Here is a 14,814-nt window from a genome sequence, read left to right as displayed (position 1 = left end):
GTTGCGAAAGCCACTTTCCCAACCTTCAACGTTGCGAAAGTGGCTTTCGCAACACGCCGGCCGCCTTCGCCCGACATCGCGAACGCCGCTCACGTCACCGCTCACGTCACCGCGCAGGTGGTCGCGTTCAGCACGAAGGTGCTCGGCGACGGATTACCGCCCGTCCAAGAGCCGGTGAAACCGATCGTGACCGAGCCGCCCGCCGGGATGCGTGCGTTGTACGAAGCGTTGGCCGCGACGACGTCCGCACCCGTCTGCGACGGCACCGCGTGCCACATGTTCGTGACCCGTTGTCCCGCCGGGAAGGTCCACCGGACCCGCCAGCCGTCGATCGCGGTGGCCTGGCGGTTGGTCACCGTCATCTCGGCCTGGAAGCCGTCCTGCCACTGGCCGATCACGCGGTAGCCGACGGTGCACGCGCCGGGATCGGTGCCGCCGTACACGGTCGCCTCGCGGGACGTCGCCTTGATTCCGTCGGCGCCGTTGAAGATCCGTTCGCCCCAGCCGGTGAGCTGCGCCGGGTCGAAACCGGTGACCATGTCCAGGTACTCGACGCCACCGCCGTTTCCGCTCCAGCTCCAGCCAAGGTAGCCGATGCCTTGGGCTCGTGTGGTCGCCAGGATGGTGTCCTCGTCGGGGTTTCCGTCGGAGTGGTCGTGCCCGAACTCGCCCACCACGATCGGGAGTCCCGCGGCGCGGAAACGGCCGAGGTAGTCGTCGATCTCGGCGGCCGTGTCGAAGACGCCGTACATGTGGATGGAGAACACCGTGTTGCGGTCCGGGTCCGACTCGAACACCGCGGCGGCGTTGTCGCGCATGGTGAACGTCCAGTCCTGGCCCCAGTTCGGCGCGTCCACCATGAGCGTGTGGCCGAAGCCCGCCGCGCGCAGCCGCTGGACGGCGGCGGAGGTGTCCGGCGCCCAGGTCTGGTAGCCGCTGTTGCCGTACGGTTCGTTGCCGATGTTGACGATCACGTACTTCTCTTGCCCGGCAAGCGCGCTCTGCACCGAAAGCCAATAGTCCACGGCCTGCGCGAGGGTCGCCGCGCCGGATTGTTCGCCGTGACCGGTGGTGTCGTGTACTTCCAGGACGCAGATCAGCCGGTTCTGTTTGCACGACGACACCACGGCGGCGACGTCCGCGGTGTCGTTCTTCGCCCACCGTTGGCCGGACGCGAGCACCACCCGCACCGTGTTGGCGCCCAGGGCCTTGATATCCGCCAAAGAGCTGGTCCTTTGTGGATACCAGGTGTGGGCGTGGTTGACGCCGCGCATCACGAACTCGGCGCCGTTCGACTCGTACAGTTTTCCGCCCGACACGTGGAACCCGGCCGGTGCGGCGGACGCGGACACCGGTGGGCATACAACGGCCAGCAGGGCGGCCACGACGGCCAGCGTTCTCCTCATCGCCATCCTCGTGTGTGGGAGGCCAGGCCCCGCCGGCGGCGGCCGGCGGGGCCTGGGGCTCAGCCGAACAGTTGCACGTGCAGGGAGAACGCGGTCGCGATCTCCGCCTGCGCCCAGAACCGGTGGTAGGTGAACGTCGGCGCCGCCCCACCGTCCAGATAGGACTGGACCTTCGGCCACTGTGGATCATCCCGGTAGAACGACCGGATGGACAGGAAGTCCGCGCCCGCGGCGATGGGATCACCGTTGGGCATGGTCCCGGTCCAGCCCGGCGGCACGTACACACCTTCGCCGGTGGACGAGTCGTATTCGTCGTCGAACCGGTTGTAGTCCGTACGTGTTTCCGGGACCGCGATGCCGATCGAGTCGGTGTGCGCGAGCATCGCGTCGAGGAGACCTTCGCCGACCGTCCGCGCCTGCGCGTTCCCGGACCGGGCGGCGTAGTTCAGCAGGATCTTCGAGTACGACGCCGCGACGCCGACGTCCTGGCTGTGGTTCAGCACCCGGACCCGCAGATTCGCGTTGCTCCCCGGCGCGGCCGGGTTCCACGTGTCGGGTTTGCCGGTCCATTCCAGGTCGGACGGGATCCGGAAGTCCCCGCCGGAGCCGACCGTCGTGTTCGCGATGGCCCACGGCACCCACTTGTCGAGGATGCGTTTCGCCCGCTCGTCCCCGGTCAGCTGGTACAGCGCGGCGACCCGCTCCAGGCCCCACGCCTGGAACCCGAACCACCGGTTGGACGGCGGGTCGTGCCACACGGGCTGATGGTCGTAGTACATCCCGTAGAACGTCGGCGAACCGGCGGGCGGAGTGGCGTACTGGCCGTCCCAGCTGTTCGTCGCGCCGCCCGCGATGCCGCCGTCGGCGGACTGCAGCCACTGCAGGAATTCCAGCTGCCGGTCCAGGCTTTCCGCCCAGTCCGTCGCGCCGGTCGCCGAGAGCGGCTTGAGCGCCGGGTCGTTGGCGAGCGCGTGCGCGGCGAGCGGGTTCTGGTAGCCCTGGTGCGCCGCGCCGTCACCGATACGCCACGCCCAGCCCGCCGACGTGTCGGTGGCGCCACCCCACGCGTAGTACCACGACATGAGGTAGTGCGAGCTGTTCTTGCCGCTGCCCGCCGGGCACGTGCTGGGGCCGACGCAGTCACCGATCTTCTTGAAGTACTTGTCGAACATGGCGTACCGCAGATAGTCGCCCATCTTCGACGCCTTCTTCACCACGTCGGCCACCTGGGCGCCCTTGCCCTGCGCGGTCGCCCACTGGCTGGCGAGGTACGCCACCTGGACGGCACGCGCGTCGGCGTCGGGCGCGTTGGTGTACTTCCATTGCTTGGCGTAGCTCGCGTCCTTGGTGAACAGGTCGAGGTACCCGTTCGGCCCGCCGTGCGCGAACGTGTCGCAGGAAGGCTGCGGGATGGTCTCCCACACCGATTCGCTGGACCCGCGCTGGTAGGTGTTGAGGTACGCGGGCGCGGTGGTGCCGTCGCCGCACCGGCCGAATCCGTACGTGTTGTCGACGTCCAGCAGCCAGTGCATGCCGTAGACGTCCGAGGTGCCGTAGGCCTGGCGCAATTCGCCGGCGATCGGGTCGGACCCGACGGGGACGCCGCCGTCCAGGACCGCCGGATACCGGTCCATCCTCGGATGCTCCGGCGCGTAGGTCGCCGGGTCGGCGGCGTTGTACTTGTCGTTGGTCGGCTGGTCGGCGTGCGCGGGGATGATGAACTTCTCCATCGACGCCCACGCCTGGTTGAACGGCGTCCAGTCACCCTCCAGCTGTCCGTACGCGGCTTCCAGCCACAGGTAGTAGCTGAACGCCTCGGACGTGGTCTGGTGCCCGTGGTCCGGCGCCTCGACCAGCAGCGTCTCCACCGAGTGGTACGGCACGAGCAGGCCGCCGAAGTTCCGGAAGTAACCGCTGTCCGCGTCCTTGATCTTGTGGTACTGCTCCAGGAAAGCGGCCCGGTAGTCCGAGGCGGAGGCGTCGATCTCCGCCACGTCGAGGGTGGCCGCGGTGAGGCCGGGCCCGGTGATCGAGAAGGCGGCGGTGGCGAGCGCGCCGCCGTTCGCCGCGGAAGCGATCGTCACGGTTTTCGCCGTGTTCCAGGTGTTCTGGTCGAACGTGAGCGTCGCGGGCGCCGCCGTGAGGTCGGTGCTGCCAGCCGTGCGTGCCACGTTCAGCGTGACCGGACCCGTCGGCCGGGTCGCGAGTTTCACATCCGCTCTCGCCGATCCGCCCTGTTTGACGCGGACCGTCGACGGGGTGGCGACGACCGACGGCGCGGCCAGCACTCGCACCGCGACCGGTGCGGAAACCGTTGCCGCGCCGAGGTCGTCGATCGCCCGCGCGGTGACCGAATACTCGCCTGCCGTCGCGCCGGTCCAGGTGTACTCGAACGGGGCGGTGGTATCGGAGCCGAGCCGCGTGGTGCCCGCGTAGAACTCCACCGCCGACACCGAACCGTCGCTGTCCGCGGCGGACGCCGCCAGTTCGATCGGTGACGACACGGCGAACGCCGCGTTGTTCTCCGGCTTCGTGAGCCGCACCGCCGGTGCCGCGTTCGGACCGGCGCAGCTGACGCCGTTGACCTTGAAGTCGGTCGGCACCCGGTTCACGGCACCGGACTTCGCCGCGTTGAAGCCGAATTGGACGGACGCGCCGGGGCCGATGCCGCGCTGCCAGTCCGCGCCGCGGACGCTCACCGCGCCACCGGACTGCGTGTACGTACCGTTCCACAGCTGGGTGATCCGCTGTCCGTCCGCGAAGCTCCAGGTCAGGTTCCAGTCGGGGATGGCGTCGCCGCCTTCGTTTCGGATCGAAACCGTCGCACCGAAACCGTTGTCCCATTCGCTGCTGATCTTGTACGTCGTCGTGCAGGACACCGCGGCCGCCGTGGCCGCCGGCGCGACACCGGCGGTGGCCGCCGCCGCGAGGGCGACGGTGGCGGCCAGCGCCGTGACGGGACGTGCTCTCGTCGAGCGCGCCAGTGGTCGTGATCTCACAGGACCTCCTCGTCCGAGCGGATTACCGGCAACCTCAAAGAGGTGGAACCGGCCCAGGGCCACGTGGGCAGGCAATGGCCCTGGGCCGGAGTAGCGGGAGCGGGTGAGTCTGAGAGCGCTCTCATGAGCGTAGCGGCGGACCGTCCGATTTGTAAGGGCGTGTTCGGGAAGATGTTGTGATCCGGCGATTTTCGGAGTAGAGCAGAAAGGCATGAGGCGACTCGTCACCACATTGTTGATCTCCGCCGGAATACTCGCCGGCTGTTCCGCGCCCGCGCCGACGGCCACCGCCGGCGCCGAGGCACTCGGCACCCGACTGACCACAATGGACGATCTGATCGATTGGATCGACGACACGGCGGGGAATTGCGCGGAGGTCTCCCGCCGGGAGATCGGCGAGCTGCGCACGTTCGCCGGGCCGGACATCGCCGCGCGCTTTCAGCCGCATGTGGCCGAATGGGCCACCTGCCGGGTGTCCCCGGAATTCCCGGTCGTCGGCCTTCTCCTCTTCGCGGGCGACGAGCAGCGAAGATTTCAGGAATCCTGGCACAAGGCGATGACGGCGGGCGAGGTCGCCGACGGACCGGCCTTCGCCTTCGGGAACGGGTTCGCGGTCTCCGCGGGATTTCTGGGGGTGAGCAAGCTGGGGCTGTACTACTTCCGGTGTGGCACACCCGATCCTCGGGTGCGTCAGGTGCCTTCGGACGTGCCGGGATGCGTGTTCGCCAACCCGGAGCACGGACATGGGCACCACTGAAGCCGCCGTCGGGTGCTCGCGGGCGGCGGGGGCTGAAGGACGCTTTCCCCGCATGCGATGCGGGGAAAGCGTCCTTCGCCGCGTGAGACGGGGGGAAGGTCCCCCTTCGGCCACCGGTGCTACGGGCTCGAGCAGGTGAGCTCCGGCGCGGCGACGCTCCCCGTCGCGTTGGCGCTCAACCCGAACGAGCGGGTGGTGCCCGCCGGTAGTGATCCGTTCCAGCCCGCGTTGCCCACGGTGGCCCGCGCGCCGTCCAGGGTGAGGGTGCCGTTCCAGACGCTGTTGATCGTCTGCCCCGCCGGAACGGTCCAGCCGACCCGCCAGCCGGACAGCGTCGCCGTGCCCGGGTTCGTGACGGTCACTTCCGCTTGGTACCCGCCGTTCCAGTTACCGGTCGTCGTCCATTTCGCCGTGCACGCGCCGTTGGGCGGCTCGCCGGGATCGGGGGGATCGTCGACGACGCCGATACCGGTGACCTCGCCGTTGCCGCCGTCGAACACGACGTCGGAGCAGCCGTAGAACGTCTCGGCGCTGTCGGATCGCTTCCAGACCGAGTAGACGACATGCTTGCCCGACTTGGCCGACGGGAAGTTGCCGGTCCACTTGTACTGGCCGTCCACACTGCCGACGTTGCCGCTCACCTGCGGGTGATCGACGGTGAGGAAGGGCTGTTCCTCGAGGTCGTCCCAGCGCAGTGCCCGGCTCGGGTCGTAGCCGTCCTTGGTCACGTACAGGTAGAACCAGCCGGGATGGGCGGCCCACGCGTTGTAGGAGAAACCGAACGACGCGCCCGCCGTCAAATGGGTCACCGGCCAGTTCCCCGTGCGGTCGTAACCCGCGAAGTTCGGATTCCCGCCCGAGCAGAGCTGCCCGTCCGGGATGAATCCCTCGGTGCGGCCCGCGCCGTCCGAGCGGAGCACGGAGAACCAGTTGTAGAGCGAGTTCTCCCCGCTTTGCGCGACGGCCGCCTTGCACGCCGAGTTCTTCGGGACGATGTTTCCCTGTGGTGTCAGTCCGTCCTGCCAGCAGAAGAAGGTTCTGCTGCCGGGTTTCATCAGCGCGCCGTGTGCCGACGCCGATGGAGCGTTCAGTGTCGCGGTCACGAGGCAGGCCGCCATCGTGGTGACGGCGGCCAGTATCGCGGTCATTGCCTTTCTGCGTCTCATAGCGCCTTCTTTCCGGCAAGGGACTGGGAGCGCTCCCAGTGTCGGCACCTTAGCGTGGGCGCGGCGTCGGGGGAACAGGGCCGAACGAGTGAGAATAGTCCGGTATCGGCGAATTCGCGTAACGGTCTTCCCTGCCGGGCGGCGCCGGGTTAACTTGTGGGAGCGCTCCCAAGAATTCGGCCTTCCGAAAGGATCACGACGTGGTGATCGACAATTGGCGTGTGCTGCTCCCCGCTGTTCTCATCGCGGCCGTCACCGTCGCTCCGGGGGCATCATCCTCGGCGGCGGAGTACGAGCGGATTGTGAACGGCGACTTCTCGGCAGGTATCGCCGACCCTTGGTGGACCGGGGCGAACACCCGTGGCTCCGTGACGGATGGCGAATATTGCGTCGATGTCACCGGTGGCACGGCCAACGGATACGACGCCTTGTCCGGACAGAACGGCGTGCCGTACGAGGCGGGCCGGTCCTACACGCTGAAATTCGACGCGCGGGCGACCGTGGCGCAACCGCTTTCCGCGGTCGCGGGAGAGGCCGTCGATCCGTACCGGCAGATCGCGCGGACCGACGTGACCGTCACACCCGTCAAACAGACCTTCACACTGACCTTCGTGTCCACATTGGACTTCCCGGCGGCGGGCAACGGCCAGTTCGCGTTCTGGTTCGGCGGCCAATCGTTCGGCAACACCGTCTGTGTCGACAACGTTTCGCTCGTCGGTGGCGTGCTGCCGCCACCGGGCGTGGAACCCGCCGGGCCGCTGCGGGTGAACCAGGTCGGTTACGTGCCGGGCCTGCCCAAACAGGCGAGCCTCGCGACCGGCTCGGCCACCCCGTTGACCTGGACGCTGCGGGACGGCGCGGGTGCGTCCGTCGCCACCGGCCAGACCATTCCGAAGGGCCACGACGCGGCGTCGGACGAGAACGTCCACACCATCGACTTCTCGTCCTACGACCGGCAGGGCAGCGGCTACACGCTGAGCGTCGGCGAAGACGTGAGCCGCCCGTTCGACATCTCCCCGACGGTCATGAACCGGCTGCGGTACGACTCGCTCGCGTTCTTCTACCACCAGCGCAGCGGCACACCGATCGAAGCGCGGTACGTGGGGGAGGAATACGCGCGGCCCGCCGGACATGTGAACGTGGCGCCGAACCGGGGGGACGACGACGTACCTTGCCGGGCGGACCTGGATTGCGGGTACACCCTCGACGTACGCGGCGGCTGGTACGACGCCGGCGACCACGGCAAGTACGTGGTGAACGGCGGCATCGCCGCGTGGCAGCTGCAGAACGCCTACGAGCGGGCGGCTCTGTTCGGCGACAAAGCTGCGCTCGGTGACGGCACCCTCGCCGTTCCCGAGCGGTCGAACGGCGTGCCGGACGTGCTCGACGAGGCGCGGTGGGAACTCGAATTCCTGCTGAGCATGCAGGTTCCCGACGGACGGCCGTTGTCCGGGATGGCCCACCACAAGATCCACGACGAGCAGTGGACCGGCCTGCCGACGTTGCCGCATCAGGACGCCCAGCCGCGCAGGCTGTCCGCGCCGAGTACCGCGGCGACCCTGAACCTCGCGGCGGTGGCGGCACAGGCGTCGCGACTGTGGGCTCCCTACGACGCCGAGTTCGCGGTCCGCGCGCTGTCCGCCGCCGAAAAGGCCTACGCGGCGGCGAAGGCGCACCCCGGCATGATCGCCGACCCGGACGACGGCGTCGGCGGCGGCTCCTACAGCGATCCCACGGTGACCGACGAGTTCTACTGGGCCGCGGCCGAACTGTACGTGACCACCGGGCGGTACCGCGCCGATGTGACGGATTCCCCGCTGTTCGGCGGAAAGAGCTTCAACGCGCGCGGCTTCGACTGGGGCGCGACGGGCGCGCTCGGCGACATTTCCCTCGTGCTGGCACCGCGCGGGGTGTCCACCGAGAACATCCGGTCCGCGATCGTCACGACCGCGGACGCGCACCTCGCGGACATGGCGTCCGCCGGACATCCGGCGCCGTACCGGACCGGCGACGGCGGATACGAGTGGGGATCGAACGGTTTGGTCGCCAACAACGGCATGCTGCTGGGCCTCGCCCACGACCTGACCCACGCGGTGAAATACCGGAACGGCGCCTTCGTCGCGATGGACTATCTGCTGGGCCGCAACCCGGTCGACTTCTCCTACGTCTCCGGCTGGGGTGACCGGCCGGTGCGCAACGTGCACCACCGGCACTGGGCGAACCAGAAGGACGCGTCGCTGCCGATCGCGCCGCCCGGTGTGCTGTCCGGCGGGCCCAACAGCGCGTTGCAGGACCCGGTCGCGCAGCGGCTGCTGCCCGGCTGCGCGCCGCAGCGGTGCTGGGTCGACCACATCGAGGCGTACTCGCTCAACGAGGTGACGGTCAACTGGAACTCGGCGTTCGCGTGGCTGTCGAACTGGGTGGCGGAACACTCCGCCACGGCGCCGGCGGCGGGCTGCCAGGTGACGTACACGGCGTCGACCTGGCAGACCGGGCTGTCCGCGGCGCTCACCGTGAAGAACACCGGCACGACCGCGTGGGACGGCTGGGCGCTGACTTTCGCCTTCGGCGGTGAGGAGCGGCTCACGCACGGCTGGAGCGCCGCGTGGAGCCAGACGGGCGCCGCCGTCCGTGCGGGCAACGCGTCGTGGAACGCCGTGGTCGCGCCTGGCGCGTCGGTGTCGATCGGCTTCAACGCGAACAACACCGGCACCCACCGGTCGCCGACGGAGTTCAGCGTCGACGGCGACCGGTGTGCTCCCGCCTGAGTTTCCCGACGATCCTCCGGAGGTAGTGATGACACTCAAGACAGTCACCGCGGTGATCGCCGCGCTCGCGGTGGTCCCCTTGACCGCGGGGACCGCGCAGGCCGCGCCGTCCGGGTTCTACGTCGACCCGCAGACCAGCGCCGCCCGGTGGGTCGCCGCGAACCCGAACGACGGCCGGGCCGCGGTCATCCGCGACCGGATCGCGAACGTGGCACAGGCGCGCTGGTTCACCACGACGAACACCGGCACGGTGCGCGCGCAGGTCGACGCCTTCGTCGGCGCCGCCGCGGCCGCGAACCAGATCCCGATCATGGTGGTCTACAACATCCCGAACCGCGACTGCGGTGGCGCCAGCTCCGGCGGCGCGCCGTCGCACGCCGCCTACCGCGCCTGGGTGGACGAAGTGGCGGCCGGTCTCGCCGGGCGGCCGGCGTCCATCGTGCTCGAACCGGACGTCCTGCCCTTGATGACAAATTGCCAGAACGCCGGGCAGCAGGCCGAGACCAGTGCGTCCATGGCGTACGCGGGCAAACGGCTCAAGGCCGGGTCGGCGGCGGCGAAGGTGTACTTCGACATCGGGCATTCCGCTTGGCTGTCGCCGGGTGAAGCCGCCGCGCGGCTGCGGGCGGCCCAGATCTCCGCCGCCGCGGATGGCATCTCCACCAACGTTTCCAACTACCGGAGGACCGCCGACGAGGTGGCCTTCGCGGGAGCGGTGCTCGCCGGGATCGGCGACGGCAGGCTGCGCGCGGTCGTGGACACCAGCCGCAACGGCAACGGACCCGCGGGTTCGGAGTGGTGTGATCCGCCGGGCCGCCGGATCGGGACGGCCAGCACCACGAACACCGGGGACTGGCGGATCGACGCTTTCCTGTGGGTGAAGCCGCCCGGCGAGGCCGACGGCTGTATCGCGGCGGCGGGCCAGTTCGTCCCGCAACGCGCCTACGAACTCGCGACTTCCTGACTCAGGCGCGCCTCCCAGGGCGGGGCCGGGTGGTGGGGTGAAGGCTCCCTTCGCCGCGTCTAATGCGGTGAAGGGAGCCTTCGGCACTGGCGGCTCAGGGCGGATCAGGCCTCCGAGACGGCCGCCTCGGCCGCTTCCCGCGCCGGGCGGATCCGGCTCAGCTGCACGAGGCTGAAGCCGAACAGCAGGACACCGAGCGGGACGTGGACCGCCGTCACGTGCGCGATCCCGAGGAACACCTGCAGCAGCGTGAGGCCGAGGAACACGGCCGCGGGCAGGATCGGCTTGGCGGAGCCGCCGCCCGGCCGCCAAACGAGGACCGCCGTCAGCACGTGCAGCATCGAGACGACGAACAGCGTGTAGGCCGTGGCGCTGTGCAGGGTGTGGCCACTCGGCATGGTCAGCAGGAGACCGGCGGAGATCGGGGTGAGGAAGACGGCCAGGGTCTGCACGGCGATCGCGACGCGCAACGGGGTCGGCATGTGAACTCCTTCGAGTGGACGTGTCACCACCTGGACGAGGGAGCCACCGGAAACGTGACAAGGGCGTTCGCGGGCCCCCATGCCCACGGCTCGTGAGTGGTAAGGACGGTTCTAACCGTCCTTGCCACTCACGAGGTTGTCGTGGGCTTGACATGCAGCCGCACGGCTGCCTAACCTGAAAAGGCAGCCAAGAGGCTGCATATCAGGGAGAGCGGCATGGACGAGGTCTTCAAGGCGCTGGCCGACGCGAGCAGGCGGCGGTTGCTCGACGACCTGAACGCCCGCAACGGGCAGACCCTGCGAGAGCTGTGCGCGGGGCTGGACATGGCGCGGCAGTCGGTCAGCAAGCATCTGGCCGTGCTGGAAGCGGCCAATCTGGTGACCACGGTGCGCCGTGGCCGCGAGAAGTTGCACTACGTGAACGCGGAGCCGATCAACGCGATCGCCGAGCGCTGGATCGACCGCTACCACCAGGGCCGCGTCGACGCGCTCGCCGACCTCAAGAAGGCATTGGAGCAGGAACCCATGAGCACCGACGAATTCGTGTACACCAGCTACATCAGGACGACACCGGAGCGGCTTTGGCAGGCGCTCACCGATCCCGTCTTCACCAAGCGGTACTGGGGATGTGAGTTCACTTCGGACTGGAAACCCGGCTCCACGATGGCCTGGGAGCAGCTCGGCGTGAAGCTGGAGGACCCCGAACAGGTCATCCTCGAAGCCGACCCGTACCGGCGGCTCTCCTACACCTGGCACACCTTCACGCCGGAGTTCGCCAAGTCCGTCGGCCTCGACGACGACGTTTCGGCGAAACTCCAGGCGGAATCGCGGTCGAAGGTCACCTTCGACCTCGAACCCGTCGGCGACACGGTGAAACTGACCGTGGTGCACGACGGTTTCGACCAGGGCAGCACCGCGCTGGAGATGGTCAAGGGCGGCTGGCCGTCGATCCTGTCGAGCCTCAAGACGCTGCTCGAGACCGGTGAGCCGCTGCCCGAACCCGCGTAACCCGGTCGACGCCGCCGGGGTGATCGGGCACGATGCGGGGCGTGCCCCTGGAGATCGCCTGCGACGAGTCCGGGTCCGAGGGCGGGAAACTGATCGGCGGGGAGACCGACGTGTTCGCGCACGCGGGGGTCCGGCTGAGTCTCGAAGAGGCCGCCGCCTGCCTGGTCGAACTGCGGCGAAGGATCCGTTCGCCCGCCGTCGAGTACAAGGCGAACCATCTGCTCCGCACGAAGCACCGGCGGGTCCTCGAATGGTTCCTCGGGCCGATCGGCCCGGTCCACGGGCGAGCGCACGTGTACCTCGTGGACAAGAAACGGCTGCTGGCGAACGAACTCCGCGCGCTCGCCGGTGCGGAGATCCGGCCGGACGACGAACTCCTCGCCGCGTTCAACGACGTGCTGCGGACCAGGAACCGCCGGGATCCGGCGGCGGGATCGTTCTTCGCGATGGCCGGGGACACCGCGGAATTGAGGGCGAAGGTCGCGGAGGCACGTGACGGCAAAGTCCTCGATCCGCTGGTGCCCGCGATCCTCCGCGCCATCGAGTACTGGAGTGCGGGAGGAGAGCCGGTCTTCCTCGTCCACGACGAACAACCGTCGCTGAAAGGCGACCGGCTCGCCCGTATCGAGTCGAGCCCCGGACTGGCCGGGGTGAAGTTCGTGGATTCGCGGACGGATCCGCGGGTGCAGGTCGCCGATTTCCTGGTCGGTGCCGCCCGCCGGATAGCCGAGGACGCCTTGAACGGGAACGGTGACGGGATATTGACCGGATTGCTCGCGCCGTATGTCGATCCGGCGTCCCTCTGGGACTGATTCACTCCATGGCACGCCGAATCGCTCGGCTGGACGGTTGCCCGGCGCGGCGGCGGGCTGGAAACGTCGGAACGGATCCGACACCGGCCCGGGAGGCAGTCGCAGATGCAGGCTTTCACCTTGCCCGAGTTCTACGTGCCGCATCCGGCCAGGATGAATCCGCATCTCGAAGCGGCGCGGGCGCACAGTATGGCCTGGGCGAGGGAAATGGGGATGCTCGATTCTCCGTCGCCGTCCGGTGATGTCGTCTGGACCGAGCAGGCGCTGGCGAAAATGGATTACGCGCTGCTCTGCGCGCACACCCATCCGGACTGTGACGGGCCGTCCCTCGATCTGGTCACGGACTGGTACGTGTGGGTGTTCTTCTTCGATGACGATTTCCTCGCGCAATTCAAGTACACCCGGGACACCGAAGGCGCGAAGGCGTATTTGAACCGCTTGGAACTGTTCATGACCGGGCCCGGGGAAAGGCCGCCGGAACCGGGGAATCCCGCCGAAGCCGGGCTTGAGAACCTTTGGGCGCGCACCATTCCTTCGATGTCCGAGGCCTGGCGGCGGCGGTTCGTCACCAGTACGCACAACCTGATGGTCGAATCGCTCTGGGAACTGGACAACATCGACCGCGGCCGGATCGCGAACCCGATCGAATACGTCCAGATGCGCCGCCGGGTCGGCGGGGCACCGTGGTCGGCGAACCTCATCGAGTACGCCGTCGGCGCCGAGGTGCCGGACAGGATCGCGGCGACCAGGCCGATGGAGGTGCTGCGCGACACGTTCGCCGACGCCGTCCACCTTCGCAACGATCTCTTTTCCTACCAGCGCGAAGTGCGTGAGGAGGGGGAGAACTCGAACGCGGTCCTCGTCTTCGAGAAGTTCCTCGATCGCCCGACGCAGGAGGCCGCCGATCTCACCAACGACCTGCTGACCTCGCGGCTGCAGCAGTTCGAGAACACCGCGCTCGTCGAGGTGCCCGCGCTGCTGGCCGAACGAGACGTCTCGCTGTCCGAGCAGATCGCGGTCGGCCTTTACGTCAAGGGCCTGCAGGACTGGCAGTCCGGCGGACACGAATGGCACGTGCGGTCGAGCCGGTACATGAACGAGGGCGCGGCCTCCGGCGCCCAAGGGACCGGCCTCGTCCAGCGGGTTCGGCAGCAGGCGCCGCCGCCGTTCACGAAGGTCGGGCGGCTGCCCCTGCCGGAATTCCGCATGCCGTATCCCGTGCGCACCAGCCCCCACCTCGCCGCCGCCCGCGAATACGCGCCCGGCTGGGCGCGCGAGATGGGGATGTTCGGCGAAGGGGTCTGGGACGAGCGCCGGTATCGCGGCATCGACCTCGCGCATTGCGCCGCGATGATCGACGCGGACGCGGACTTCGAACGAGTGAAGCTGTCGACCGACTGGCTCACCTGGGGTACCTACGGTGACGACTACTTCCCGCTGCTCTTCGGCGCGAAACGGGACCCGATCGCCGCGAAACTCTGCAGTGACCGGCTTTCCCTGTTCATGCCGCTCGACGGCGAGCCGGCGCCGAAACCGGCGGACCCGCTCGAGCGAGGCCTCGCGGACCTCTGGAACCGCACCGCCGGACCGCTGACCCCGCACGCGCGGGCGGGCTTCCGGCGGGCGGTCGAGGTCATGACCGCGAGCTGGGTGTGGGAGGTGGGGAACCAGGCGCAGAACCGTGTCCCCGACCCGGTCGACTACGTGGAGATGCGGCGGCGGACGTTCGGATCCGACCTGACGAAGAGCCTCGCGCTCCTCGAACTCGGCGACGTGGTGCCGCCGGAGCTCTTCCAGAACCGCGCGCTGTCCGAACTCGACACCGCGGCGCAGGACTACGCGGCGTTCGCCAACGACCTGTTCTCGTACCAGAAGGAGATCGAGTACGAGGGCGAGGTGCACAACCTCGTGTACGTCGTCGAACGGTTCCTGGACGTGGACCGGATCGAGGCCCGCGACATCGCCGCCCGGCTGATGAACGCGCGGATGGCCCAGTTCGAGCAGCTCGACGGCGAGGGCCTGCCGCGGATGTGCGACGACCTCGGCCTCGGCGACGACGTCCGCGCGGCGGTGACCGGGTACGCGGACCACCTCAAGGACTGGATGGCCGGGATCCTGGAATGGCACCGGAAGTGCGTGCGGTACACACCGGAGGAGCTGAACCGCGTCCACGCTCCCGAGCCGCCGTCGTTCTCGCTCGTGCCGAGCGGGATCGGCATGTCGGCCTGGCGGATCGGGAGCGGGGCGCGGTAGCGCGACCGGGGTGGGTTGTCCGGTGGCTGACTTGGGGAGCGTGTCGCGAAAGCCACTTTCGCAACCTTCAGCGTTGCGAAAGTGGCTTTCGCAACGTCTGGTGTCCTGAGTGGCCCGTGAGATCCGATGCGACGAAACTCGCCGCGGCACGGTCGAGTGTGGAGGATCGAGGACGTTGAGCGTCCCAAAACCTCCACAC

The 14,814-nt window shown here is 68.7% G+C and carries 10 protein-coding genes; 6 read left to right on the top strand and 4 right to left on the bottom strand.

Annotated elements, in window-relative coordinates; translation table 11 throughout:
• Positions 1-101 precede the first annotated feature (101 nt).
• Both ACFWIW_RS34965 and ACFWIW_RS34960 read right to left on the bottom strand, forming a co-directional pair.
• The gene (locus ACFWIW_RS34965; RefSeq protein WP_378372386.1) at positions 102-1,406 is read right to left on the bottom strand and encodes a cellulase family glycosylhydrolase; all 1,305 of its coding nucleotides are present in this window, start codon (positions 1,404-1,406) and stop codon (positions 102-104) included.
• Between the two features lie 59 nt (positions 1,407-1,465).
• Entirely contained in the window at positions 1,466-4,405 is a 2,940-nt protein-coding gene (locus ACFWIW_RS34960; RefSeq protein WP_378372385.1) for a glycoside hydrolase family 48 protein, read from the bottom strand.
• A 211-nt stretch (positions 4,406-4,616) separates the two neighbouring features.
• Here ACFWIW_RS34960 and ACFWIW_RS34955 point away from each other — a divergent pair, with 211 nt between their 5' ends.
• A complete protein-coding gene (locus ACFWIW_RS34955; protein WP_378372384.1) occupies positions 4,617-5,162 on the top strand; it encodes a hypothetical protein in 546 nt (181 codons plus the stop codon).
• A 119-nt stretch (positions 5,163-5,281) separates the two neighbouring features.
• Here the strand turns inward: ACFWIW_RS34955 and ACFWIW_RS34950 are convergent, their stop codons facing one another.
• Positions 5,282-6,310: a lytic polysaccharide monooxygenase gene (locus ACFWIW_RS34950; RefSeq protein WP_378372383.1), complete on the bottom strand. Its 1,029-nt coding sequence runs from the start codon at positions 6,308-6,310 to the stop codon at positions 5,282-5,284.
• A 218-nt stretch (positions 6,311-6,528) separates the two neighbouring features.
• Here ACFWIW_RS34950 and ACFWIW_RS34945 point away from each other — a divergent pair, with 218 nt between their 5' ends.
• Positions 6,529-9,096: a glycoside hydrolase family 9 protein gene (locus ACFWIW_RS34945; protein ID WP_378372382.1), complete on the top strand. Its 2,568-nt coding sequence runs from the start codon at positions 6,529-6,531 to the stop codon at positions 9,094-9,096.
• A 28-nt stretch (positions 9,097-9,124) separates the two neighbouring features.
• Positions 9,125-10,060, top strand: coding sequence for a glycoside hydrolase family 6 protein (locus ACFWIW_RS34940; protein WP_378372381.1), 936 nt, complete (start codon positions 9,125-9,127; stop codon positions 10,058-10,060).
• Between the two features lie 104 nt (positions 10,061-10,164).
• Here ACFWIW_RS34940 and ACFWIW_RS34935 read toward each other — a convergent pair whose 3' ends face one another.
• The gene (locus ACFWIW_RS34935; RefSeq protein WP_378372380.1) at positions 10,165-10,542 is read right to left on the bottom strand and encodes a hypothetical protein; all 378 of its coding nucleotides are present in this window, start codon (positions 10,540-10,542) and stop codon (positions 10,165-10,167) included.
• 216 nt (positions 10,543-10,758) lie between these two features.
• Between ACFWIW_RS34935 and ACFWIW_RS34930 the strand changes: the two genes are divergently transcribed.
• From ACFWIW_RS34930 to ACFWIW_RS34920, 3 genes are all read left to right on the top strand, one after another.
• On the top strand, positions 10,759-11,550 hold the full coding sequence (locus ACFWIW_RS34930) for an ArsR/SmtB family transcription factor (protein WP_378372379.1): 792 nt from the start codon (positions 10,759-10,761) through the stop codon (positions 11,548-11,550).
• A gap of 32 nt (positions 11,551-11,582) precedes the next feature.
• A complete protein-coding gene (locus ACFWIW_RS34925; RefSeq protein ID WP_378372378.1) occupies positions 11,583-12,362 on the top strand; it encodes a DUF3800 domain-containing protein in 780 nt (259 codons plus the stop codon).
• Positions 12,363-12,467: 105 nt separating this feature from the next.
• Positions 12,468-14,615 carry a germacradienol/geosmin synthase gene (locus ACFWIW_RS34920; RefSeq protein WP_378372377.1) on the top strand — a complete coding sequence of 716 codons (2,148 nt, stop codon included), beginning with the start codon at positions 12,468-12,470 and terminating at the stop codon, positions 14,613-14,615.
• Positions 14,616-14,814: the final 199 nt, after the last annotated feature.

The sequence above is a fragment of the Amycolatopsis sp. NPDC058340 genome, from assembly GCF_042723975.1.
Lineage (GTDB): Bacteria > Actinomycetota > Actinomycetes > Mycobacteriales > Pseudonocardiaceae > Amycolatopsis.
The sequence above is the reverse complement of the archived record's forward strand: the minus strand, read 5'-3'. Positions and strand labels throughout refer to the sequence as shown.